Source organism: Rhizobium sp. WSM1274, assembly GCF_025200775.1.
In the GTDB taxonomy this organism is placed as follows: domain Bacteria; phylum Pseudomonadota; class Alphaproteobacteria; order Rhizobiales; family Rhizobiaceae; genus Rhizobium; species Rhizobium leguminosarum_I.
In genome coordinates this window covers 2,498,891-2,520,533 of sequence record NZ_CP104138.1, presented here as the reverse complement: position 1 = coordinate 2,520,533, position 21,643 = coordinate 2,498,891, and the positions used below count along the sequence as shown (strand labels likewise).

22 protein-coding genes and 1 pseudogene are annotated in these 21,643 nt (G+C 61.1%); 10 read left to right on the top strand and 13 right to left on the bottom strand.

Annotated features, from left to right (window positions below; genetic code table 11):
• Window positions 1-2 precede the first annotated feature (2 nt).
• The 4 genes from N2600_RS12705 to N2600_RS12690 form a co-directional block, all read right to left on the bottom strand.
• A complete protein-coding gene (locus N2600_RS12705; RefSeq protein WP_162117324.1) occupies window positions 3-215 on the bottom strand; it encodes a hypothetical protein in 213 nt (70 codons plus the stop codon).
• Complete coding sequence (locus N2600_RS12700) at window positions 212-1,165, bottom strand: carbohydrate ABC transporter permease (protein WP_170255216.1); 954 nt, start codon at window positions 1,163-1,165, stop codon at window positions 212-214. Before N2600_RS12700 ends, N2600_RS12705 begins: the two co-directional genes overlap by 4 nt.
• A complete protein-coding gene (locus N2600_RS12695) occupies window positions 1,162-2,130 on the bottom strand; it encodes a carbohydrate ABC transporter permease (protein ID WP_017964729.1) in 969 nt (322 codons plus the stop codon). Before N2600_RS12695 ends, N2600_RS12700 begins: the two co-directional genes overlap by 4 nt.
• Window positions 2,131-2,252: 122 nt before the next feature.
• A complete protein-coding gene (locus tag N2600_RS12690) occupies window positions 2,253-3,578 on the bottom strand; it encodes an ABC transporter substrate-binding protein (protein ID WP_260056265.1) in 1,326 nt (441 codons plus the stop codon).
• A gap of 570 nt (window positions 3,579-4,148) precedes the next feature.
• Between N2600_RS12690 and N2600_RS12685 the strand changes: the two genes are divergently transcribed.
• The 5 genes from N2600_RS12685 (at window position 4,149) to N2600_RS12665 (ending at window position 10,722) form a co-directional block, all read left to right on the top strand.
• Window positions 4,149-5,594 (top strand): MFS transporter, encoded by a 1,446-nt coding sequence (locus tag N2600_RS12685; RefSeq protein ID WP_260056264.1) that lies wholly within the window; start codon window positions 4,149-4,151, stop codon window positions 5,592-5,594.
• Window positions 5,595-5,871: 277 nt separating this feature from the next.
• Window positions 5,872-6,936: a sensor histidine kinase gene (locus tag N2600_RS12680; RefSeq protein WP_260056263.1), complete on the top strand. Its 1,065-nt coding sequence runs from the start codon at window positions 5,872-5,874 to the stop codon at window positions 6,934-6,936.
• A gap of 228 nt (window positions 6,937-7,164) precedes the next feature.
• A complete protein-coding gene (locus N2600_RS12675; RefSeq protein WP_260056262.1) occupies window positions 7,165-7,716 on the top strand; it encodes a DUF924 family protein in 552 nt (183 codons plus the stop codon).
• A gap of 92 nt (window positions 7,717-7,808) precedes the next feature.
• Window positions 7,809-10,343, top strand: a complete 2,535-nt coding sequence (locus N2600_RS12670; protein ID WP_260296411.1) for a mechanosensitive ion channel family protein — start codon at window positions 7,809-7,811, stop codon at window positions 10,341-10,343.
• 112 nt (window positions 10,344-10,455) lie between these two features.
• Window positions 10,456-10,722 (top strand): hypothetical protein, encoded by a 267-nt coding sequence (locus N2600_RS12665; protein WP_017994411.1) that lies wholly within the window; start codon window positions 10,456-10,458, stop codon window positions 10,720-10,722.
• Window positions 10,723-10,743: 21 nt separating this feature from the next.
• Here N2600_RS12665 and arsK read toward each other — a convergent pair whose 3' ends face one another.
• From arsK to N2600_RS12630, 7 genes are read right to left on the bottom strand one after another with little or no spacing between them, the layout of a single operon-like run.
• Window positions 10,744-11,982 carry an arsenite efflux MFS transporter ArsK gene (gene arsK, locus N2600_RS12660; protein WP_260296410.1) on the bottom strand — a complete coding sequence of 413 codons (1,239 nt, stop codon included), beginning with the start codon at window positions 11,980-11,982 and terminating at the stop codon, window positions 10,744-10,746.
• Window positions 11,979-12,704, bottom strand: a complete 726-nt coding sequence (gene arsH / locus N2600_RS12655) for an arsenical resistance protein ArsH (RefSeq protein WP_311202813.1) — start codon at window positions 12,702-12,704, stop codon at window positions 11,979-11,981. Before arsH ends, arsK begins: the two co-directional genes overlap by 4 nt.
• On the bottom strand, window positions 12,679-13,107 hold the full coding sequence (gene arsC / locus N2600_RS12650) for an arsenate reductase (glutaredoxin) (protein WP_170261987.1): 429 nt from the start codon (window positions 13,105-13,107) through the stop codon (window positions 12,679-12,681). Before arsC ends, arsH begins: the two co-directional genes overlap by 26 nt.
• Window positions 13,104-13,811, bottom strand: coding sequence for an aquaporin (locus tag N2600_RS12645; RefSeq protein WP_260296409.1), 708 nt, complete (start codon window positions 13,809-13,811; stop codon window positions 13,104-13,106). Before N2600_RS12645 ends, arsC begins: the two co-directional genes overlap by 4 nt.
• Complete coding sequence (gene arsN2, locus N2600_RS12640) at window positions 13,808-14,251, bottom strand: arsenic resistance N-acetyltransferase ArsN2 (RefSeq protein ID WP_260296408.1); 444 nt, start codon at window positions 14,249-14,251, stop codon at window positions 13,808-13,810. Before arsN2 ends, N2600_RS12645 begins: the two co-directional genes overlap by 4 nt.
• Window positions 14,251-14,781 carry an arsenate reductase ArsC gene (locus N2600_RS12635; protein WP_260056258.1) on the bottom strand — a complete coding sequence of 177 codons (531 nt, stop codon included), beginning with the start codon at window positions 14,779-14,781 and terminating at the stop codon, window positions 14,251-14,253. Before N2600_RS12635 ends, arsN2 begins: the two co-directional genes overlap by 1 nt.
• Window positions 14,778-15,134, bottom strand: a complete 357-nt coding sequence (locus tag N2600_RS12630) for an ArsR/SmtB family transcription factor (protein ID WP_222384170.1) — start codon at window positions 15,132-15,134, stop codon at window positions 14,778-14,780. The genes N2600_RS12635 and N2600_RS12630 overlap by 4 nt, the downstream gene beginning before the upstream one ends.
• A 50-nt stretch (window positions 15,135-15,184) precedes the next feature.
• On the opposite strand from N2600_RS12630, the gene N2600_RS12625 reads away from it, so the two are divergent.
• Window positions 15,185-15,709, top strand: coding sequence for a DUF6428 family protein (locus N2600_RS12625; protein ID WP_260296407.1), 525 nt, complete (start codon window positions 15,185-15,187; stop codon window positions 15,707-15,709).
• Window positions 15,710-15,811: 102 nt separating this feature from the next.
• Here the strand turns inward: N2600_RS12625 and N2600_RS12620 are convergent.
• Window positions 15,812-16,794: pseudogene (locus N2600_RS12620) on the bottom strand (squalene cyclase).
• A gap of 373 nt (window positions 16,795-17,167) precedes the next feature.
• Between N2600_RS12620 and N2600_RS12615 the strand changes: the two are divergent.
• The 4 genes from N2600_RS12615 to N2600_RS12600 all read left to right on the top strand — a co-directional run bounded on the left by N2600_RS12615 (window position 17,168) and on the right by N2600_RS12600 (window position 20,461).
• Entirely contained in the window at window positions 17,168-17,998 is an 831-nt protein-coding gene (locus N2600_RS12615) for a response regulator (RefSeq protein WP_260296406.1), read from the top strand.
• Between the two features lie 177 nt (window positions 17,999-18,175).
• The gene (locus N2600_RS12610; protein ID WP_260296405.1) at window positions 18,176-19,507 is read left to right on the top strand and encodes a diguanylate cyclase; all 1,332 of its coding nucleotides are present in this window, start codon (window positions 18,176-18,178) and stop codon (window positions 19,505-19,507) included.
• Between the two features lie 170 nt (window positions 19,508-19,677).
• The gene (locus N2600_RS12605) at window positions 19,678-20,124 is read left to right on the top strand and encodes a CBS domain-containing protein (protein WP_017964713.1); all 447 of its coding nucleotides are present in this window, start codon (window positions 19,678-19,680) and stop codon (window positions 20,122-20,124) included.
• Between the two features lie 19 nt (window positions 20,125-20,143).
• The gene (locus tag N2600_RS12600; protein WP_260056254.1) at window positions 20,144-20,461 is read left to right on the top strand and encodes a hypothetical protein; all 318 of its coding nucleotides are present in this window, start codon (window positions 20,144-20,146) and stop codon (window positions 20,459-20,461) included.
• A gap of 67 nt (window positions 20,462-20,528) precedes the next feature.
• On the opposite strand, the gene N2600_RS12595 is transcribed toward N2600_RS12600, so the two are convergent.
• Entirely contained in the window at window positions 20,529-21,548 is a 1,020-nt protein-coding gene (locus N2600_RS12595) for a GlxA family transcriptional regulator (RefSeq protein ID WP_003540607.1), read from the bottom strand.
• Window positions 21,549-21,643: the final 95 nt, after the last annotated feature.

Below are 21,643 nucleotides of genomic sequence, written 5' to 3'. Positions count from 1 at the left end.
GTTCACTCCGGGAATTTCGAGACGATGATGAACATGACGGTGCCTGCGAGCAGTGTCACCAGCGAATAGGTGTAGAGCACCAGCAGGAAGGGCTGGAACAGCATCAGGAAGCCGAGTCCGATCAGCACGGTGGCAATGGTCTCCATCGGGCCGCGTCGCAGAAAGAACGGCCGTTTCGGGCGAGCAGGAGTGCGTGTTTCGATCAGGTGGGTCATTTGCGGACGGCTCCGAAGGTGATGCCGCGCAGCAGCTGCTTGCGCAATAGAATGGTGAAGACCAGGATCGGGATCAGGAAAATTGTCGTGCCGGCGGCGACGGCCGGCCAGTCCTGCCCGCCTTCGCCGATGATCGTCGGGATGAAGGGCGGCGCGGTCTGGGCCTCGCCCGAGGTCAGAAGCGCGGCGAAGGCATATTCGTTCCAGGCGAAGATCAGGCAGAAGATCGCGGTGGCGGCGATGCCTGTGGTTGCCTGCGGCAGCACGACCTTGCGGAAGGCCTGCAGCCTCGTATAGCCGTCGATCATTGCCGCTTCCTCGTATTCGCGCGGGATTTCGTCGATGAAGCCCTTGAGCAGCCAGACGGCGAGCGAGACATTGACGGCGGTGTAAAGCAGGATCATGCCAAAGGCCGTGTCCGACAGGCCGAGTTCGCGATACATCAGATAGATCGGGATGGCGACGGCGATCGGCGGCATCATGCGCGTCGACAGGATGAAGAACATCAGGTCGTCGGCGAGCGGTATCTTGAAGCGGGAAAAACCATAGGCGGCGAGGGTGCCGAGGAAGACCGCGAGGAAGGTGGAGCCGAAGGCGATCACCAGCGAATTGACGAAGCGCGGCAGGAAGTTCGATGGGCCGGCGATCACCATGTTGCGCTTGCGCGTCACCTCATCGCAGGTGCCGACCGGCGCCGGCAGCGAGGCGATATAATCAGGCGTCTGGCGCGTGCGCGTGGTGAACAGGTTGCAATAACCTTCCAGCGACGGCGTGAAGACGATCTTCGGGGGATAGCTGATCGAATCCGGCGGCGACTTGATGCTGGTCAGGAAGATCCAGACGAGCGGGATGAGGGTGATCAGCGCATAGAGGACGACGATGGTGCCGGCGATGCGCTTGCTGGACAGGCTCGGTTCGACGACCGAATGGGCTGAGTTGGCGGCGCTCATCGTTGCTTCACCTTGTTCAATGCCTTGACGTAGATGTTGGCGAGGCCGAACACCGCGACGAAGAGGATGATGGCGAAGGCCGAGGCCCGGCCGGTCGCCCAGCTTTCGAAGGCGGCGCGTTTCAGCGTGATCGAGGCGACCTCGGTAATCGAGCCCGGCCCGCCGCCGGTGAGCAGCGTCACCATGTCGAACATCTTGAAATTCTCGATGCCGCGGAAAAGCACGGCAAGCATGATGAAAGGCAGGGCCATCGGCACGGTGATCGACCAGAACTGCCGCCAGGGCGAGGCACGGTCGACCTCGGCCGCCTCATAGATATAATCGGGGATCGAGCGCAGGCCAGCGAGGCAGATCAGCATCACATAAGGCGTCCACATCCAGGTATCGACGATGATGATCGCCCAGGGCGCCAGCGTAACGTTGCCGAGCATCTGGATATCCGATGTCGGAATGCCTGTGACCAGCGACACGGCATAGGCGAAGAGGCCGATCTGCGGCTCGTAGAGAAAGCGCCAGAAATTGCCGACGACGGCGGGCGACAGCATCATCGGGATCAGAATGATCGTCGTCCAGAAGGCGTGGCCGCGAAACTTGCGGTCGATCAGATAGGCGAGCGTAAAGCCGATCACCGTCTGCAGTACAATCGTCCAGAAGACGAAATGCGCGGTGGTCTGCATCGCCTGCCAGATATCGGGATCGTTGAGAACGCGCTGGTAGTTTCCGAAGCCGACGCCTACGACCGGCGCATTCGGCCGATTGGCGCGGTAATTAGTGAAGGAGAGATAGACCGCCCAAAGCAGCGGAAAGATGTTGATCGCGAGCAGCAGGGTGATGGCAGGGGCAATGAATAGCCAGGCGATCGCCCTGTCGGAAAGGCCGCGGACGCGCCGGGCGACCGAGGAAGGCGTTGCCCTCGCGGTTGCATCGGCCGCCTTCTCGACGATGGAGGAATGGGAAATGGTCAAGTCTTCACCTGGTCTTTTTGGGGTACGGGTCTTTTGGGGTATGAGAGATCTGGCGGCCCGGCTCGTCTGCCGATCCGGGCCGCCATCCTGTCGAGGATGGCGCGCATCAGGGATGCCACGCGTCAGATCTTGCCGTCGTCCTTGAAGACGTCGCTCCAGTCTTTCACCAGACCGTCGAGCGCTTCCTTGGCGGTGCCGTTGCCGGCGACCACGTAGTTGTGAACGCGCTTCTGCATGGCCTGCAGCAGCGAGGCGTAGCTCGGCTCTGCCCAGAAGTCCTTGACGATCGCCATCGAGTCCAGGAAGGCCTGGGCATAGGGCTGGCTCTTGGCAAAGCCTGGCGCGTTGACGACGGAATTCAAGCAGGAAAAGCCGCCGAGTTCCCACCATTTGGCCTGCACGTCCGGCTGTGCGAACCACTTGATGTATTGCAGGGCGGCATCGCGCTTGTCGGAGTACGAGACCACCGAGATGCCTTGGCCGCCAAGCTGGGCGAAGTGGGCCTTTTCAGCCGGATTGGGGAAGAAGCCGATCTTCTTGCCGCCGACCTTCTCGTCCTTGTAGAGGCCGGGCCAGGTGAAGGCGAAGTTCATCTGCATGGCGACCTGGCCGGATTTGAAGGCGTCTGCGGATTCGACCATGTAGACGTTGGAGCTGCCGGGCGGGGTGCAGCAATCATAGAGCGACTTGTAGAATTCGAGGCCCTTCACAGCATCGGCCGAGTTGACGAAACCTTCCATGTCATAGGGCTTCTTCGGGTTCTCGTACTGGAAGCCCCAATCGTAGAGCACGTTGGTCACGCCCATGGTGATGCCTTCGGAGCCGCGCTCGGTATAGATCGAGGCGCCGTAGACGGTCTTGCCGTCGATCTGACGCTTCTGGAAGAATTCGGCGATCTGCTTCAGCTCGTCGTAGGTCTTCGGCGCTGCGAGATCGTGGCCGTATTTCTCCTTGAATTCTTTCTGCAGTTCCGGCTTCTCGAACCAGTCCTTGCGGTAGGTCCAGCCGACGACGTCGCCCATGGCGGGCAGCGCCCAGTAGTTCGGGGTGTTTTTCGGCCATTCCGAGTAGCCGACGACCGTCGCCGGCACGAAGTCATCCATCTTGATGCCTTCCTTGTCGAAGAAGTCGTTGAGCTTGACGTAGTGGCCATTCTCGGCCGAGCCGCCGATCCACTGGCTGTCGCCGATGATGAGATCGCAGAGCTTGCCGTGGGAATTTAGCTCGTTGAGGAAGCGATCGGCATAATTCGTCCAGGGAACGAATTCGAACTTCATCTGCGTGCCGGTCTTGGCGGTGAAATCCTTCGACAGCTCGACGAGCGCATTGGCGGGGTCCCATGCGGCCCAGCACAGCGTCAGTTCATCGGCTTTGGCGAGATTGGGCAATGCCGACGACATGACGAATGCCGTGGCCAGCCCGAAAAGGGCTTTCGATGTTTTCTGCATAAGTTCCTCCCAGAACCAAGGGCCGGCTCCCCGCCGGCGTAGCATGTTCACCCACTTCAGAGAATGCTCACATGAACTCCTCAATCATCATGTTTAGCAATATGTTTAGTGATACCAATTTTTATAAACATTGCAAGCGCCATTCGTTGCTGCAATGCGACAGGTGTCGCGCCACATGGGCAGATAGTTTTGGGGCCGATCTTTTTTCGGCAGATCGCGAAAAAATCTTTGGCGAGCGTACCGATGCAGCGACATCTGGCCTCGCTGCGACATCGATCGCACGATATGGACTGCACGCCGCTCCTGCTTTTCCCCGGAGCGGTTCAAGCTTGGCCTCGCTTCGGTGGGGCCTTTTTCTTGAATCCTTTCTTGGGTCGATAGCGGTCAGCTATCCAGCCGCATCGGGAATATTCCTGCGTAGTGCGAGATTTAGCCTTTCCGGCCGGATGCAACGGGCGTATTCAGCCAGTGCGCGGCTTACCAAGTCCGCGCTCGCCCGCGCGGCAGATCTCCGATCGGCTTCCTTCCCGTTTCCCTGCCGCGTCATCCGGAATTTTAATTGGCAGATCGATGACCACGGCAGAGACGAGCGAGAATGTGCAAGAGGCCGAAGGCGGCCGCCAGGCGAAGATCGTGGCACTGGTCGTTGCCGTTTCCTTCTTCATGCAGATCCTCGACGGCACGATCGTCACCACCTCGCTGCCGCAGATGGCGGCAAGCTTTAACGTGCAGCCGGTGTCGATGAGCATCGGCATCACCGTCTACATGCTGACGATGGCCGCCTTCATTCCACTGTCCGGCTGGCTCGGCGATCGGTTCGGCGCGCGCCGCATCTTTCTGATGTCGATCGCCGTCTTCACCGGCGCCTCGCTGTTTTGCGGGCTGTCCGGCAGCCTTGCGGAATTCGTGCTGTGGCGCGCCATCCAGGGCGCGGGCAGTGCACTGATGACGCCGGTCGGGCGCATCATCGTGCTCAAGAACGCCCGCAAGTCGGAACTCGTCCAGGCGATCGCGCTGATCACCTGGCCGGCACTGACGGCGCCGGTGCTCGGCCCGGTGCTCGGCGGCTTCGTCACCACCTATGCCAGCTGGCACTGGAACTTCCTGATCAACATCCCGATCGGCATTGTCGGCATGGCGCTGGTGCTGCGCTTCGTGCCGGAGCAGCGCGAGACCAATCCCGGCCGGCTGGATCTCGTGGGCTTTATGCTGAGCGCTGCGGGGCTGACCTTCCTGCTCGCCGCCCTCGAACTCTCGGTCAAATGGGACGGCGGGCTTTTGCCCGTGATATCAATGCTGGCGGCGGGCATCGTGCTGTCGGTCATGGCGACGCGGCATTTCCTCGCCGTCGACAATCCGCTGCTCGACCTTTCGGCCTTCCGCATCCAGACCTTCTCGATGTCGACATTGTCGGCGGGCACGGCCTGCCGGATGGCGATCAATGCGACGCCGTTTTTGCTGCCTCTGCTCTTCCAACTCGGCTTCGGCCTGAGCTCGATTGCCGCCGGCACCTATCTGCTCGTCTATTTCCTCGGCAATTTCAGCATGAAGGCGGTGACGACGCCGCTGCTGCGCTTCTTCGGCTTTCGTACCGTGCTTGGGGTTAACGGGCTGATCGCCGCGCTTTCGATCGTCTCCTGCGGTTTCCTGTCGCCGACGACGCCGCCGTTTTTCATCCATGCGCTGCTTTTTCTCGCCGGTCTCTCACGGTCGATGGAATTCACCGCGCTGAACACACTCGCCTTCGCCGATATCGGCCCCGCGCAGCGAAGCTCGGCCTCGACGCTGTCGAGCATGCTGCAGCAGGTATCGATGCTGCTCGGCGTGGCAGTGGCGGCGGCCGTGCTCAACATCGCCTCTGCTCTCAGGGGCGCCGGCAATCCCGTCCTTGCCGATTTCCGCTGGGCTTTCATCGTAGTCGGCGTGATCGGCGTCGTCTCATCGCTGCGCTTCCTGCAATTGCCGGCGGAGGCTGGAGCCGAAGTATCGGGTCATCGGAAATTCCAGAAAAATTAGCTTATCCACGGAACCAAACGGGTCGCTTGGCGTTGATGCATCTCATTTCAGGTTTTCGTTTTCCCATCTCCTTCAACGGCTTCCATAGGGATGCTCGCCAGCTAGGGTCATGTTCTGAAAATGCCGGATTCCCGACATCCTCCTTCCGCGCCGCCTGCGACAAGAGCGAGGGACAACCGCTGTTTACCCCAGGCGGCCAATGCAATACGACATTGCGATGCGGACGACTCGGACGCTTGCGGTCGGTCGTCGCTGCGAGAGAACGCCGGGAGACGGAATGAACAATTCTAGCGGCGATGCGGATGCCCTGATCCACATCCTCTATATCGACGACGACGAGGGGCTTGCTCTACTGATGCAGAAAAACCTCCGTCGGCGCGGCTTTTCGGTCGAGTGGGCCGAGAGCGGCGCTGCAGGCCTTGCGAGACTGGGCGAAGGCGGTATCGACGCCGTCGTGCTTGATCATGTCCTGGCTGGCGAGACCGGCCTCGATATTTTGCCCAGCATCGCGGCGATGCCGGATCACCCGCCGGTCATCTATGCGACGGGTTCGGACGATATCAGCATCGCGGTCGCGGCGCTGAAGGCCGGCGCCGACGATTACATGCTCAAAGGGATCTCGGCCGACTATTTCGACCTGCTGGCCGCCGCCCTCGAACAGGCGCTGGAGCGGACGCGTTTTCGCCGCGAGACGGCGCAGGCGCAGGAGATGATCCGCCAGCAGCGCGACCTTGCCGAAATGCTGCTCGCCGAAGTCAATCACCGTATCGCTAATAGCCTTGGCCTCGTCGGCGCGCTGATCCGCATGCAATCCTCGATGACCACCGACCAAGTGGCGATCGACGCGCTGCACGAAACGCAGATGCGCATCAACGCCATCGCCAGCGCGCACCGCCGGCTCTATACCAACCGCCAGGTCGGCTCGGTGCAGGTCGACGAATATCTGGACAGCCTGCTCACCGAACTCGAAACCTCGATGCGCGACGACAAGCGGCCGCACCGCATCGTACTTACCGCGCAACCGGTCAATCTGGCGACCGACAAGGTGATTACGCTCGGGCTGATCGTGAGCGAGCTCGTCACCAATGCCTTCAAATATGCCTATCCGGAGAGCGTGCCGGGCGAGATCCGCGTCATGGTCGACCAGACAGATGGCGCATTACGCGTCATCGTCGAGGATGACGGCGCGGGTTTCGATCCGTCGAGCCCGGCGAAAGGAACGGGCCTCGGCACACGCATTCTGACAGCAATGGCCGCCAGCCTGAAATCGGATTTCGCCTATGACCCCGGCCACGACGGAACCAAGGCGACGCTGGTGTTTTCGTTGGATGAGGGGAAGTAGGGGATTTTCCCTGTCCGGGCGCTGAGTTTGCAGCCCCCTCATCCGCCTGCCGGCACCTTCTCCCCGCTGGGTAGAAGGGGGAACGAGGCGCTGCCGCAAGTCTCTTCTCCCCTCGGGGAGAAGGTGGCGGCAGCTGGATGAGGGGGCCTCACGCCACGCCGTTTACCCTATATTTACAATAGTTTGCAGACGCCGCATTAACAAGCTTTACGCTAGGGGAGAGAAAGCATGACGACTATTCGTACGCCACGCGAAGTCTATGATTTCTGGTTCGTCAGATGCGGCCGGGAGCTGTGGTTCCGCGCGACGCCTGACCTCGACGCGGAGATCAGCACGGTCTTTCGCGACACCCATCTGGCCCTTGCAGCGGATGTTGGCGCCGAATGGCGGGCGGATGCGGAGAGCCGGCTGGCGGCTGTGATCGTGCTCGACCAGTTTCCCCGCAATATCTATCGCGGCACGGCGCTTGCCGTTGCGACCGACGGGTTGGCGCTTCGCGAAGCCAAACTCGCACTGGCATCCGGCGCCGATCTGTTGGTAGAAGCCGCGTGCCGCACCTTTTTCTACATGCCTTTCGAACATGCCGAAGACCTTGGCGAACAGGAGCGATCGGTAGCGTTGTTCGCCGCGCTTGGCGATGAAGAATATCTCGATTATGCGATCCGCCACCGCGACGTGATCGCTGCCTTTGGCCGCTTTCCGCACCGCAATGCCATGTTCGGGCGGGAGTCGACGGCGGGGGAACGCGACTATCTCTCCAAGCCCGGCGCCGGTTTCTAAGTCTTTCCAGGGAGCTTCCGCCTTTCTGTCGCCTTTCTTTACTAAGACAAGCTGGCATTCTATTCCGATGACAACCTTTCCCGGAGGCGCTTTTGCGGCTGAGACCGATCCTGCTTCGCACCATTCTTCTGCTGATGCTGGCGGTTGCCGGCGCGCATTTCAACGGTGCTGCGGCTTTCGCGCAGGAGCCGCAGGCACCGGCGTCCGCGCAGGCGCCGCTTGCAGATAGCCCGCTCGACCAGGCGACAAAGGAGATCGACAAGGCGAAGGTCCAACTGACGGCGCTTCAGGACGGCGTCAAACAGAATGCCGACAATGACGACGCCCTCGTCGGGCTTGCGACCAAGGCCGATGAACTCAGCCGCGCCGTTATCACCATATCGGTCAATCTCAGGCCGCGTTTCGACCAGATCAAGAACCGGCTTGCCGAGATCGGCGATCCGCCGAAGGACGGGCAGCCGCCTGAAGCCGAGATCGTCACCCAGGAGCGCAACGCGCTCGCCGCCGAACGCGCGCAGATCAACGCGCTGACGGGCGATGCCGAAAACCTGTCGATCACGGTGACGAAGCTCGTCAACGAGATCACCGAGATGCGGCGGCGGCTGTTTGCCGATACGCTGCTCAGGCGGACCGAGATTTCGGTCTCGGTGCTCGACGATGCCGCCAGCGCCTTCGTGCACGAGGCCAGAGAATTCTCGCAGGCCCTGTCCAGTTGGGCCACCTTCGTCTGGAAATTCAAGCGTTTCCCGATGTTTGCCGCTATCTTCCTGTCGCTTGCCGCGGCCCTGATCCTTCTCTCCGGCAGCTACCGGCTATTCGGCTCCTACCTGCAGCGCGACGAGGCTGTCGAGAACCCCTCCTATATCGGCCGGCTGTCGATCGCCTTCTGGTCGACGTTGATCCGCACGCTGGCGCTCTCGGTGCTGCTCGTCACCTCGTTCTTTTTCCTTAACGGGTTCAATGTGCTCAGGCCCGACATCGCACCTGTCATCGGCGCGCTGTTCGGGGCGATCGGGCTCGTCTATTTCGTCGGCCGCTTCGTCAATGCCATCTTCGCACCGCACGAACCGCGCTGGCGCCTCGTTCGGCTTTCCAATCTCGGCGCGCGCTCGATCGGCTACTGCTTGCTGGCAATGGCGATCGTCAACGCGCTCGATTATCTGTTCGGCACGATCGGCGAGGCGATGGGCTCGCCGCTGGTGCTGACCGTGGTCAGAAGCCTGATCGCCGCGCTGATCATCGGCCTGATCCTGATCGCGGTCTCGTTCGGAAAACCGATGCTGGCGAAGAACGGCGATCCCGATGCGCCGGGAAGGCATTGGCCGCGCGGCATGGCGATCATCCTGCGGATCGTCGGCACCAGCCTCATCCTCACCGCGCTCACCGGTTATGTCGGGCTCGCGCGCTTCGTCGCCACGCAGCTCATCATTACCGGCGCCGTTGTCGTCACGATGTATGTCGGCCTGCTTTCCGGCAAGGCGATATCAAGGCAGGAAAGCTTCGGCGACACCTTCTTCGCAAGCTTCCTGACGCGCCGTTTCAAGCTCGGGCCGGTGGCGATCGACCAGGCCGGCCTGCTTGTCGGTCTTGCCATCTATGCGGTGGCGCTTCTCGTCGGCATCCCGCTGATCCTGCTGATGTGGGGCTTCCATGTGCAGGACCTCCAGATTCTTGCCTACAGGTTGTTCACCGAGGTCAGGCTCGGCGGCATCAGCATCTCGCTGCTCGGCATCTGCACGGGAATCCTCTTGTTTGCCGGTGTCTATCTGCTGACGCGCTGGCTGCAGCGCTGGCTCGACGGCAATGTGATGGCCAGAAGCCATGTCGATCTCGGCGTGCGCAATTCGGTGAAGACGGGCATCGGCTATCTCGGCGTCGGCATCGCGGCGATCATCGGCGTTTCGGCGGCCGGCATCGATCTGTCGAGCTTCGCGCTCGTCGCCTCCGCACTTTCGGTCGGTATCGGTTTCGGCCTGCAGAACATCGTCTCCAACTTCGTCTCCGGCCTGATCCTGCTCGTCGAACGGCCATTCAAGGTCGGCGACCATGTCGTTTCCGGCACGGCTGAAGGCATCGTCAAACGCATTTCGGTGCGCGCCACGGAGATTGAGACCTTCCGCAAGCAGTCGATCATCGTGCCGAATTCGGAGCTGATCAACGGCTTGGTCGGTAACTGGACGCACCGCAACAAGATCGGCCGCTCGGAAATTCCCGTTTCCGTCAGCTACGACGCGGATCCGCAGAAGGTGATGGATATCTTGCTGGAACTGACCGCCAAGATACCGCTCGTCATGCGCAATCCCGAGCCGCATGTCGAATTCCTGCGCTTTGGCCCCTATTCGCTGGATTTCGAACTGCGCTTCTTCCTCGCCGACATGGGCGACGGCATGACGGTGCGCAACAATCTGAGGATCGAGATCCTCCAGCGCTTCAGGGCCGAGGGCATCGAGATCCCGCTGCCGCGGAGCGATCTCACTATCCATCGGGACGCTCCTCCCGTCCTTCCCGTTGCAGGCAGGGATCAACCCAACGAGCAGGAAAAATCGGGGGATGTGCTCATGGAGGAGGAAGAGCGGCCGGTGCGGCAATTGCGCAGCAAGACGGCGGACGGCAATCTGAAAGGCTGAACGGGTCATTCAGCCATCATTCACAGCTATCTGTGCATGATCTCCACTATCGGGATCGCTGCCGGGGGCAGCACCGATCGTTCGAGGGGAGGGCGCGCCAGCGCCACCGCACATGATGGCAAGATTTGCCGCCGTTCTGCTTGTCCCGCTGCTTGCCGCACCCGCGGCTGAAGCGGCGTCCATCACCAACACCGATCCAGCCGCCGTCGTGCTCGTCATCACCGAGAGCGGCCAGCGCGTCGAGGTCGTGGTCGATGCCGGCGCTTCGGAAAACCTCTGTGCTTCCGGCTGTTTCATGACGACGCCCGACGGCGACCGTATTGGGCTCGACGGCGGCGAGACGATCGACATCGTCAAGGGCTCGGCCGTCGTCAAGTAGCGCCTGTCCCGATTAATGCGCTCAAGCTTCTCCGGGATTGGGAACAGTTTCCGGCCGGGCAACAACCGGGCGCGTCAGCCGCATGATGGCGAAGAATGCGGCAAGGGCGATGGTGCCGAGCAATGCAGCGATCGACAGCGACCACGATGCGCCGAGATTGCCCATCAGGAAGGCGAGCGCGAACGGCGCCATCGAGGAGACGACGAGACGCACCGACATGATTTGTCCTTGCCGCCGGCCGTAGCCATCGCTTCCGAAGAGCGCGAGCGGCAAGCTTCCGTAGACAATGCTGTTAAGCCCCGAGCCAAGGCCGAAGACGACGGCGAAGGCCAGCGCACCGGGCACCGAGGGTGCGGTGGCGATCAGGATGGCAAGGGCTGTCGGCAGCAGGATGGCGCAGATGATCGCGAGCATCACTTGCGACAAGCTCTCGCCAAAGACCATGTTGATGAGGCGGCTCAGCACCTGTGACGGGCCGAAGAGCGTTCCGACCACCACTGCCATGGCGCCGAGGCCGAGGGCCGACATCACAGGCACCATGTGAACCAGAAGTGCCGAGTTCACGACGCTTTCCAAAGCAAAGCCCGTCACCATCAGGATAAAGGCCGGCCTGCGCACCGACGGCGGAAGGCTCGGCTCGACGCGTTTTGCAGCCTCCTCTCCGGTCCGTCTCCTGGTTTGCCTGACGCCACGGGAGAGCCAGGCATGAATGGGAAGGCAGGCAACGAGATTGAGCGCGGCGAAGATCAGATAGACGTTCTGCCATGAGAGATGCGCATGTAGCGCCGTGGTGATCGGCCAGAATATGGTTGAGGCAAAGCCGGCGATCAGGGTCAGATACGTGATGCTGCGCTGGGCGACCTGCGGCCTGATCTGCACCAGCAGGGCGAAGGCTGCGCCATATTGCACCAGGTTCGAGGCGATCTCGATGCCGATCAATGCCACGACGAAAGCGATTTTTCCCGGCGCGAAGGCGCAGGCGACGAGGGCGGCGGCGGCAATCGCCGAGCCCGAGGTCATGATCCTGCCTGCGCCGAAGCGATCGATCCACGTGCCCATGAGAGGTGCGGCCAGACCGCCGATCAGAAGGGCCACAGAGAGCGCGCCGAAGATCCATTCCGATGACCAGCCCAGATCACGGGCCATGTCGGGGGCGAGGATGCTGAAGCTGTAATAAAGCGATCCATATCCGATGATCTGCGTCAGCCCGAGCGCGGCGATGGCCGCTACCGGCGGTCGTTCGGTGCTGACGATTGTCATAGGGATCTGAGGCTCACGCGCTGTTCGAGCTTTTCGACTTCTTCCTTCCGCTCGCTGTAGCGGTCGGTCAGATAGTTCGAGGCATCACGGGTCAGCAGCGTGAACTTCACCAATTCCTCGCAGACGTCGACGACGCGGTCGTAATAGGACGAGGGTTTCATACGGCCGTCCGCGTCGAATTCTTGGAAAGCTCTGGCTACCGAGGACTGATTGGGAATTGCGATCATCCGCATCCATCGGCCAAGGATGCGGAGCTGGCTTACCGCATTGAAGGACTGGGAGCCGCCGGAGACCTGCATCACCGCCAGCGTCTTGCCTTGCGTCGGCCTGATCGAACCGACCGACAGCGGAATCCAGTCGATCTGCGCTTTCATGATGCCGGTCATCGCGCCATGACGTTCGGGGCTGACCCACACCTGGCCTTCAGACCATGCCGACCATTCGCGCAGTTCCTGAACTTTTGGGTGGCTCGCCGGCGCCGCATCAGGCAGCGGCAGATCTTCGGGGTTGAAGATGCGCACTTCGCAGCCGAAATATTCGAGCAGCCGCGCGGCCTCCTGTGCGAGGAAGCGGCTGTAGGACACCGCTCGCAGCGAGCCATAGAGGATCAGGATGCGCGGCTTGTGCGTCGAGAACGCCGGCCTGAGCGCGTCCACATCCGGTTGACGCAGATGCATTGGCGATATGGCAGGCAGATCAGACAATGCGCTTGCCTCCGGCATCGAGCACTTTCTCGCCGTCTTCCTTGGTGAAGGCGCCCTGATGCGTTTCTGGCAGGATTTCGAGGACAAGTTCCGACGGCCGCGACAGACGCGTGCCGAGCGGCGTCATGACGAAGGGCCGGTTGATCAGGATCGGGTCTTTCAGCATCGCGTCGAGCAGTTGCTCGTCGGTAAGATCAGGGTTGTCGAGGCCGAGCTCCGCATAGGGCGTGCCCTTTTCGCGGATCGCCTCGCGAACGCTCAAACCTGCATCTGCAATCACCTTGATTAGCTGCTCCCGCGACGGCGGGTTTTTCAGATATTCGATAACGTTGGGCTCAATGCCGGCGTTCTGGATCATCGCAAGCGTGTTGCGCGAGGTGCCGCATTCGGGGTTGTGATAGATCGTAACATCTATGGTCATGAGGCGGATTCCGTCTTGGGGAGGGTTTCAGGACCGCGGGCCTCCATCAGCAGCCATCCCGCAAGCATCAGCGCCAGCAAGGCGCCGAGGACTTCAGCGGCGATAAAGCCCGGTAGATCGATCGGGCGGATCCCGGAAAAAGTGTGCGTCAGCGATCGAGCAATCGCGACGGCGGGATTGGCAAAGGACGTCGAGGCTGTGAACCAATAGGCGGCGGTGATATAAAGGCCGACCAGCCATGCCACGGCGTCGGCGCGAAAGCGCACACCGGCTAAGATGACGAAGACCAGGCCGAAGGTTGCCGTCGCTTCAGAGAGCCATTGCGCGCCGCCGGTGCGCACGGTTTCCGAGGCCTGCAGCACGGGAAGGGCAAACATCGCATGAGCGAGCATGGTTCCGGCAATGCCGCCGACGATCTGCGCGGTGATATAGGCGGGAACGGAGGAGGCAGGCAGTTCGCGCCGGAGCGCAAACACCAGCGACACGACCGGATTGAAATGAGCCCCGGAAATCGGGCCCAAGATCGTGATCAGGACGACGAGGATTGCCCCCGTTGCCAGCGTATTGCCGAGCAGCGCAAGCGCCGTATCGTCCGTCAGGCTGTCCGCCATGATGCCCGAGCCGACGACGGTTGCTACGAGCAGCAGCGTGCCGATCGCTTCGGCGACCAGTCGTCGAGACGGGGGGAACACCGGCGCGCTCATGCCGGCAGGCTCCGGACCATCAGGGCGGCCGATGCCGGGCAGAGGCTTGCGGCCTGCCGCGTCGTCAGGATCTCGGCCGGCGCTTCATCGCGGCCGATCGGACGAAAGCCGAGCGATTGAAAGAAGGGGGCGGCTGTTTCTGTCAACAGATAGGCGGCGGTTGCGCCTTTCCTTTGGGCCTGATCGAGCAGGCCAAGGGTGATCGCATGGCCGAAGCCAAAGCCTTGCTGATCGGACAGCACGACAATGGAACGCAGGAGCACAGTCTCGCCATAGAGTTCCAGCCCGCCGAAGCCGACCGTCTCGCCGCCACGTGAAAACCGATAGAAGCTTCGGCCGGCGTCTATGAGGTCATCGACCGGAAGCCCGGCGCCTGCGAGCGCGCCGCGAAGTCTGTCGTCGTGCCCTTCCAAGGAGTGCTGGTTCAAATCGAAACTCATCAGCTCGCCTTGGGCTGTTTAGTGCTGGCGCCTTCCATCGTGCCGATCTGGTGCAGGTGCGATTCCAGGGCGAGCTTGTCGATCGAGGAAAGAGGCAGGCTCAAAAAGGCGCTGATCCGGCTCTTGAGGAATCGGGCGGCCTGTGCGAAAGCGCGGCCCTTGTCGACTTCGCTGCCGTCGACGGCAGCGGGATCCTCGACGCCCCAATGAGCGGTCATCGGGTGACCGATCCAGACCGGGCAGGCCTCGCCGGCGGCGCTGTCGCAGACAGTAAAGATGAAATCCATCTCTGGAGCGCCCGGCTCGGCGAACTCGTTCCAACTCTTCGAGCGGAAGCCGGTTGTTGGATAGCCCTGCGCCGCAAGCTCCTTCAGCGCATAGGGATTGACCTCACCCTTCGGCTGGCTACCGGCCGAATAAGCCTTGAATCGACCCCTGGCTTCGGTCTCCAGAATGGATTCCGCCAGGATCGAGCGCGCAGAATTGCCCGTGCAGAGAAACAGCACATTATAAGCACGGTCAGTGGTCATTGCAGTTTCTCCTCCATTTTAGGAGTGCAGCAGGCCGCGACCTCCGCGGCGGGTGCGCAGATTTCCGGGTGCCCGGAACAGCAATCTTCCATCAGAAAGCGAACCAAGCCACCAAGCGCCTCGTAGTTTGCGGTGTAAATGATCGACCGGGATTCACGCTGTTGCGCGATCAACCCCGACCGCTCCAGCTCTTTCAGATGGAAGGAGATATTAGAGGGAGAGACCTCCGCCTTCTCAGCGATCGCGCCTGCCGCCATGCCGTCGGGACCCGAAACCACGAGCATGCGGACGATATGAAGGCGGGTTTCCTGCGAGAGCGCGCCGAATGCGATGAGGGCTTGACGCTGATCCATATTTCAATAATCCTTGAATCATTGAATCATTGAAGCGAGGATTAGCGCAAATGAAAGTCATCGACAACAGCAAAATTCAAGAGAACGACATCGATCTCGGCCTGCTGCTCAATGTGCTTACCGGAGCCAAGGGTTCTCCGCTGATTTTCTATTATGGCGGCAAGGCGGTGAAGCCTGGCTATCATGTCACCGAGGTCAAGGCCGGCCAATTCTCAGGCCTGGATTGCGGCGCCAATCCAGAAGCGTGGGCGGAAATCTTCATCCAGCTCTGGGATATCGAGGAAGGCGACCGCACGCATATGCCGGCCGGCAAGTTCCATGCAATCATCCGCAAGGTTTCCGATCACGTGCAACTGGATGGTTCGGCGAAGCTGACGTTCGAAGTCAGCGACGGCGTGCGGCCAATGCAGCTTTATTGCGCGGCGATGCCGGTTCTTCGCGCCGGCGCTGTCCATGTTTCGCTTTCGCCGCGGCCGGCAAGCTGCAAGCCGCGCGATCGCTGGCTGGCAGAGGAAAACAGCAAGGCAGCGGCCTGCTGTGGGCCGCAATCGGCAGCGAGCGGCTGCTGCGCGTAAGGACACATAAGATCGCGCGGCAGGGCAGGGTGGCAGCAAGATCGGATTTGACTGACCACCAGTCAGTCATGGGTGCATTTCCTGCGCGTGCTGGGTCTGCCATCAGGCATTGATTGAGGGCTGGGCATCCCACCATCTGAGCACCCGCATCGCCCGGAGCGTCACCCACCGCGAGGGCTTGCCTTGCCCGTCATCGACCTCGAACCACACCCGACCTGCAGGGCTGTCGTCGAGCGGCCAGGTGCCGTCCTGCAAGCGTCTGGAACGAAGGTGGTCAATTGCCTCGCCGAGGCGCGGATCGGGGTGGGTACCGGTCAGGATTGCGCTGGAGCGGAAATAATCGAGCGCGCGCAAAATGTCATAGCGCCAGCGGTTCGGATGCAGGAGGCGCAGGAAGCGTTCGTCGGCCGGCTCGCCGGTGCCGAGGCGGCGGAAGAGGTTGCGGGCCAGCAGAAACTCCTCGCCCGTCCTGCGCGCCTCTCGAGACCGATGCGTGCCACCGGTCGCTCTCTCGTATTCCAGCAAGCCTTCCAGCACATTGATGGTGCTGGCGAAAGACGAGCGGACAGAGCCATTGATCCGCTCGCAGTTCCAGCCGCCGTCGTCGAGACGCTCGCCGGCCAGCCTGTCGACGATGGGCGAGACGTCGATCCCGAAATAGGCGCCGTCGGCGACGGTGCGGCCGTTGATGCACTCTTCGACTTCGCCTTCCCAATAGGGTTGGCCGCCTTCTTCCCAACGGGCGTTGGCGCTGATCAATTTGACAGTGCGCCTGGCGCAGCCGCAGGCGGGATCGAGACCGAACTCCCGCAATTGCGACAGCGAGAACGTCGTGGCCGTCCACGGCTGGCCATGCTCCTTCCACTCCCGAGGGTCGAAACCGGCGGGCAGGAAAGCGCCGCCTGCCCACTGCCCGTCCTCGTCCTGGCAGGAGAGCAGCCTGGCCCCCAGCCCTCGGTCTCGACTTTGGCCCGCTCGGCCATCCACTCCCGCTTCGTGGCGTCGAGCAGGTCGCGCATCACCTGCCAACGGATCGACGGGTCGGAGTCGAGAAGCCATGCGATCACCGGGTCGGATTGGATCATGAGGCGAACCTGTCGGCGGGTCGGGGTGAATGGTTTGTTTATAATCGCTTCTGCCAAGCGGTGCCAGCCGAAGGGGCGCGCGGGAAGTTGTCTAAATCCGACGTGGTCGCGGCGTGACGACGCAAGGAAGCAACGAAGCTGAAGATCAAAATCCTCGCATCGACCTACGATGCGACGTTTGTCGGCGAGAGCCCGTTCGATGCCGAGAATGCGGCACTTCGCGCCCGATTTCTTAATCATATCCGCAAAGAAATCGGAGGCGACCCCATCGGGCCGCCTCTTCATTTATATCCAGGCGCGCCGATTAATAATTATTCAAATCAATTGATGTATCAGCTTGATCCCGGGACAGATTTTACATCAAAGGTTTACTATGGCGTTTCTAGGTATTTCGGGGATGCAATATTCCGGGGAAATGTTTGCCGGTGCGCGTATTCTTGTCGCGGAAGATTCCAACGTATTCACATCGATGATCAGCAAACGCCTCAAGGAGCTGTTCGACATCGATGTCGAGATTTGCCGCAGCTTCGAGGATCTGCAGGTTTCCTACGACAAGTCTTCCGATGCGATCACGCTGGCGATCTCGAACATCAACCTGCCCGGCGCCGAAAACGGCGAAGCGCTCGAATATCTGGTCGATCTCTCCATCCCGATCATAGTCTTCACCGGCACCTTCCATGAAAAGATGCGCGACAAGCTGATGGCCAAGGATATCGTCGATTATATCCTCAAAGACAATATCTTCGCCGTCGACCTGCTGGCGGAATCGATCTGCCGCTTCCTCACCAATCATCGCCACCACGTGCTGATCGTCGACGATAGTGCGACTGCGCGCGCCCTGCTGTCGAGCCGGCTGAAGCGCTACAATTTCCGTGTCAGCGTCGCCGAAAGCGGCGGCAAGGCGCTGGAAATCCTGAAGGCCAATCGCGATATCGGCCTTGTCATCACCGACTACAATATGCCCGACATCGACGGCTTCGAGCTGACGCGGCGCATCCGCGCCAATATCGGCTCGCACGAGCTGCGCATCATCGGCGTTTCCTCCTCTTCGAACCGGCTGCTTTCGGCACGATTCCTGAAGGCCGGCGGCAATGATTTCATGCTGCGTCCCTTCATCGACGAGGAGTTCTACTGCCGCGTCAATCAGAACCTCGATACGCTGCTGCAGATTCAATCGATGCGCAAGGAACGGGCGGTTGCCTGACGGCTCTTCCAGTATCGGTATCGCCAGCGGGCCGGATATCACGTTCGCGGACCGTCGCAGAATTTCTGCAATTATAGGTAATGTCGCCGTTATTTATCCCCTTCACGCGCACACGCCTCTCGGTTATCGTCCCCGCCGGGGGAAGGGCCGAGTCGAGCCCGTCGGGGAGTAGGGGCTGTGGCTTTTCAAGCGGATTTCCAGCGAGATGGCATCGGGCTGCGCTCCGGCGGGCTCAAGATACTTCTGGTTGAAGATTCCCGGATGTTTTCCGCCGTGCTCTGTCACCGGTTCCAGACAGAGCTCGGCCTTGCCGTCAAATCCTGCCCGTCGCTGAAAGCTCTTCGCAAGGAACTTGCCGACGACGGTCACGGCTACACCATGGCCGTCGTTGATCTCAACCTGCCGGATTCGCCCTATGGTGAAGCGCTCGACTGCACGATCGAGCACGATATCCCGGCAATCGTCTTCACTGCGACATTCGATCTCAACACGCGCAACAAGATCATGGAGCGCAATGTCATCGACTACGTGCTGAAGGACAATGAATTCGCGCTCGACAATCTGGTCGCCACCGTCCGGCGGGCGATTTCCAACCGTAAGACGCGGGTGCTCGTCGTCGACGACGTCGTCTCGGCGCGCCAGGTGCTCGTCGACCTGCTGAAGGCACAGCAATATCTCGTCGTCGAGGCAAATTCGGGGCTCGAGGCGCTGGCGGCGCTCGAGGCCTACAGCGATATCGAACTTGTCGTCACCGACCACCATATGCCCGATATGAGCGGCTATGAGCTGACGCGGCGCATCCGCCATCGCTTCGGTTCGGACAGGCTGCGTGTCGTCGGCGTTTCCTCCTCCAACGACCGCATGCTTTCGGCGAGTTTTCTCAAGGCCGGCGCCAGCGATTTCGTTTACCGGCCCTTCGTTGCCGAGGAACTGCAATGCCGCATCGCCAACAACGCCGAAACGCTGGCGCAGATGCGGCAGCTCCGGGCGGCGGCCGCCTGCGATTACTTGACTGGTCTCTATAACCGCCGCTATTTCTACGACAACGGCCCGAAGCTGGTGAATGAGTGCCTGCGGCTGAAGGTGCCGAGTTCCGTCGCCATTCTCGATATCGACCATTTCAAACGGCTGAACGACACCTATGGCCACGAGATCGGCGACAAGGTGCTGAAGGCTGTCGCAAACAGGCTGTTTACGATCTTCGAGGGCAGCGACAATCTTCTGTCGCGGCTCGGGGGCGAGGAATTCGCCATCCTCTTTCCTCAGATGGATTCCGCTGCCGCGACCAAGCTCTGCGACGAGATCCGGTCGGACATTTCGCGACTGAAAGTCACGGCCGACGACGAGGAACTCGGCGTCACGATCTCGATCGGCATCGCCGAGATCGCCGGTTACGAGACCTTCGAGAATTACCTCAACGCCGCCGACCAGTTCCTCTACATGGCCAAGCATAGGGGCCGCAACCAGGTCTATTCCGACGTCAAGATGACGGAGGAGGCGGCGCAATAGCGCGCACCTCATTTCAGCTCGCCTATCCGGAAACGCGAGCTGAAATGCGTCGGCGGTGCCGGTGGCGTTGCGTTGGGCTTTGTTTCCGAAAACCTGTTGACGATGGCGGCGTGGAACAAATGCCTGAGCCGCAAGTTTAGCGGATTCAACCGAAATACGGAGGATTCATCATGCAAGTCAGGGAAGCCATGACGCGCGACGTTCTGGTCGCTCGCCCCGACCAGTCAATCCAGGATGCCGCACAAATGATGGCAGACATTGATGCGGGTGTGGTTCCGGTTGGCGATCGGGACCGGCTGGTGGGAATGATCACGGATAGAGACATTGCCGTCCGCGCTGTTGCCCGCGGCAAAGGGCCGGATGCCAAGATTGCGGATGTGATGACTGCCGATGTGAAATACTGCTTCGAAGACGATGATGTTAATGACGTGCTTGAGAACCTCGGCGATCAACAAATTCGTCGCCTGCCGGTTGTCAATCGGAACAAGCGCCTCGTCGGCATCCTGTCGCTTGGAGACATCGCGGTGACGTCCAGTGACGGGGCTGCAGCATCGGCGCTTTCCCACATCTCCAGGCCAGGTGGCGCACACTCCCAGACCGGCGGCGCGAGAGGCTGAAGCGGCGCGGGAAAAGCCAATGCGTATCCAAGCTGCATTGATCTTTGCGATGGTCGCATTTTCAAGTTCAAACGTTATTGGACAGACAAAAGAACAACCGTCGGCCGGCTCGGAACGTTGCACTGCATCGCCTGCAGATCAAAACAATCAGTCGGCAGCGGAGGACGCCGGGAAGGCGGCCAAGGACGGTTCGCTGTCGCAAAAGATGGACGATTGCCAAGGTGTACTGAAACCGCCCCCGACCGGAGACAGCGATTTCAGCAAGCCCGCGCCTGAGGAAGGCAAGACACCGGTCATTCGGCCCGACAATCTACCCGGGCAGCAACAACCGAAGTGACGGTTTTGCTGCCGTTAGATCGTTACTTGTCCAAGTGGCCGCGGCGGTTGCGGCCTTTCTTGATGTCTCACGCGGCGACCGCCTGTCTTGCCGTCGCCATGGTCATCTTGCGCTCGGCGCGCTCCTGCTGCGGCGAGCGGTGGTAGAGTTCGCGATAACACTTGGAGAAATGCGAGGCCGAGACGAAGCCGCAGGCGACGGCAACCTCGACGACGGGCATCGAGGACTGCACCAGGAGGTGGCGCGCACGGTCGAGGCGGATTTCCAGATAGTAGCGGGCCGGCGAGCGGCCCATCTCCTGACGGAACAGCCGCTCGATCTGGCGGCGCGAGAGGCCGGCGCCGTCGGCGATCTCGATCAGCGACAGCGGCTCGGCGAGATTGCCTTCCATCAGTTCGATGATCGACAGTACCTTGGCGTTCTGCACGCCGAGGCGGGCGCGCAGCGGTAGACGCTGGCGGTCGTGCGGGTTGCGCACGCGGTCGGTCAGGTGCTGCTCGCAGATGCGGTTGACGAGGCTTTCGCCGAAATCCTCGCCGACGAGGTTGAGCATCATGTCCAGAGAGGCGGTGCCGCCGGCGCAGGTGTAGAGATTGCCGTCTATCTCGTAGAGATCGGCATAGACCTCCGCCTGTGGGAAGGCTTCCGAAAAGCCCGGCAGGTTTTCCCAGTGGATGGCGCAGCGCTTGCCGTTCAGGAGACCGGCCTGGGCAAGCACATGCGCGCCCGTACAGAGGCTGCCGACGGCGACGCCGCGATTGTAGCATTCACGCAGCCAGGCATTGACCGACTTGTTGTTGAACTGCTCGACATCGATGCCGGAACAGACGAGCACCATGCCTGGCCGGTTTTCGCCGCCGAGATGACGGCGCTCCTCGGCAAGCGAGGAATTTGCCTCGACGCCGATGCCGCAGGAAGAATAGACCTTTTCTCCATCGACGGAGGTCAGCCGCCAGGTATAGGCCTGGTAGCCGAGCATGCGATTGGCGATGCGCAAGGTATCCACGGCCGCCGAAAAGGGCAGCATGGTGAATTGCGGTACCATAAAGAAGACTACCGAACGCTTCTTGATCTGCATCCTGTTCATAGCGAAATCCATGCTCGAGGGGCGATGACACATTCGTTGCGCGGAATGCGTCGCGCCGATGTCCTGAAAGCGACACTGGCATGGAAAAATGCGGC

Coding starts and splice junctions, on each gene's coding strand:
- N2600_RS12705 (WP_162117324.1), bottom strand. CDS start 215: ATGACCCACCTGATCGAAACACGCACTCCTGCTCGCCCGAAACGGCCG.
- N2600_RS12700 (WP_170255216.1), bottom strand. CDS start 1,165: ATGAGCGCCGCCAACTCAGCCCATTCGGTCGTCGAACCGAGCCTGTCC.
- N2600_RS12690 (WP_260056265.1), bottom strand. CDS start 3,578: ATGCAGAAAACATCGAAAGCCCTTTTCGGGCTGGCCACGGCATTCGTC.
- N2600_RS12685 (WP_260056264.1), top strand. CDS start 4,149: ATGACCACGGCAGAGACGAGCGAGAATGTGCAAGAGGCCGAAGGCGGC.
- N2600_RS12680 (WP_260056263.1), top strand. CDS start 5,872: ATGAACAATTCTAGCGGCGATGCGGATGCCCTGATCCACATCCTCTAT.
- N2600_RS12675 (WP_260056262.1), top strand. CDS start 7,165: ATGACGACTATTCGTACGCCACGCGAAGTCTATGATTTCTGGTTCGTC.
- N2600_RS12665 (WP_017994411.1), top strand. CDS start 10,456: ATGATGGCAAGATTTGCCGCCGTTCTGCTTGTCCCGCTGCTTGCCGCA.
- arsK (WP_260296410.1), bottom strand. CDS start 11,982: ATGACAATCGTCAGCACCGAACGACCGCCGGTAGCGGCCATCGCCGCG.
- arsH (WP_311202813.1), bottom strand. CDS start 12,704: ATGCCGGAGGCAAGCGCATTGTCTGATCTGCCTGCCATATCGCCAATG.
- arsC (WP_170261987.1), bottom strand. CDS start 13,107: ATGACCATAGATGTTACGATCTATCACAACCCCGAATGCGGCACCTCG.
- N2600_RS12645 (WP_260296409.1), bottom strand. CDS start 13,811: ATGAGCGCGCCGGTGTTCCCCCCGTCTCGACGACTGGTCGCCGAAGCG.
- arsN2 (WP_260296408.1), bottom strand. CDS start 14,251: ATGAGTTTCGATTTGAACCAGCACTCCTTGGAAGGGCACGACGACAGA.
- N2600_RS12635 (WP_260056258.1), bottom strand. CDS start 14,781: ATGACCACTGACCGTGCTTATAATGTGCTGTTTCTCTGCACGGGCAAT.
- N2600_RS12630 (WP_222384170.1), bottom strand. CDS start 15,134: ATGGATCAGCGTCAAGCCCTCATCGCATTCGGCGCGCTCTCGCAGGAA.
- N2600_RS12625 (WP_260296407.1), top strand. CDS start 15,185: ATGAAAGTCATCGACAACAGCAAAATTCAAGAGAACGACATCGATCTC.
- N2600_RS12615 (WP_260296406.1), top strand. CDS start 17,168: ATGGCGTTTCTAGGTATTTCGGGGATGCAATATTCCGGGGAAATGTTT.
- N2600_RS12605 (WP_017964713.1), top strand. CDS start 19,678: ATGCAAGTCAGGGAAGCCATGACGCGCGACGTTCTGGTCGCTCGCCCC.
- N2600_RS12600 (WP_260056254.1), top strand. CDS start 20,144: ATGCGTATCCAAGCTGCATTGATCTTTGCGATGGTCGCATTTTCAAGT.
- N2600_RS12595 (WP_003540607.1), bottom strand. CDS start 21,548: ATGAACAGGATGCAGATCAAGAAGCGTTCGGTAGTCTTCTTTATGGTA.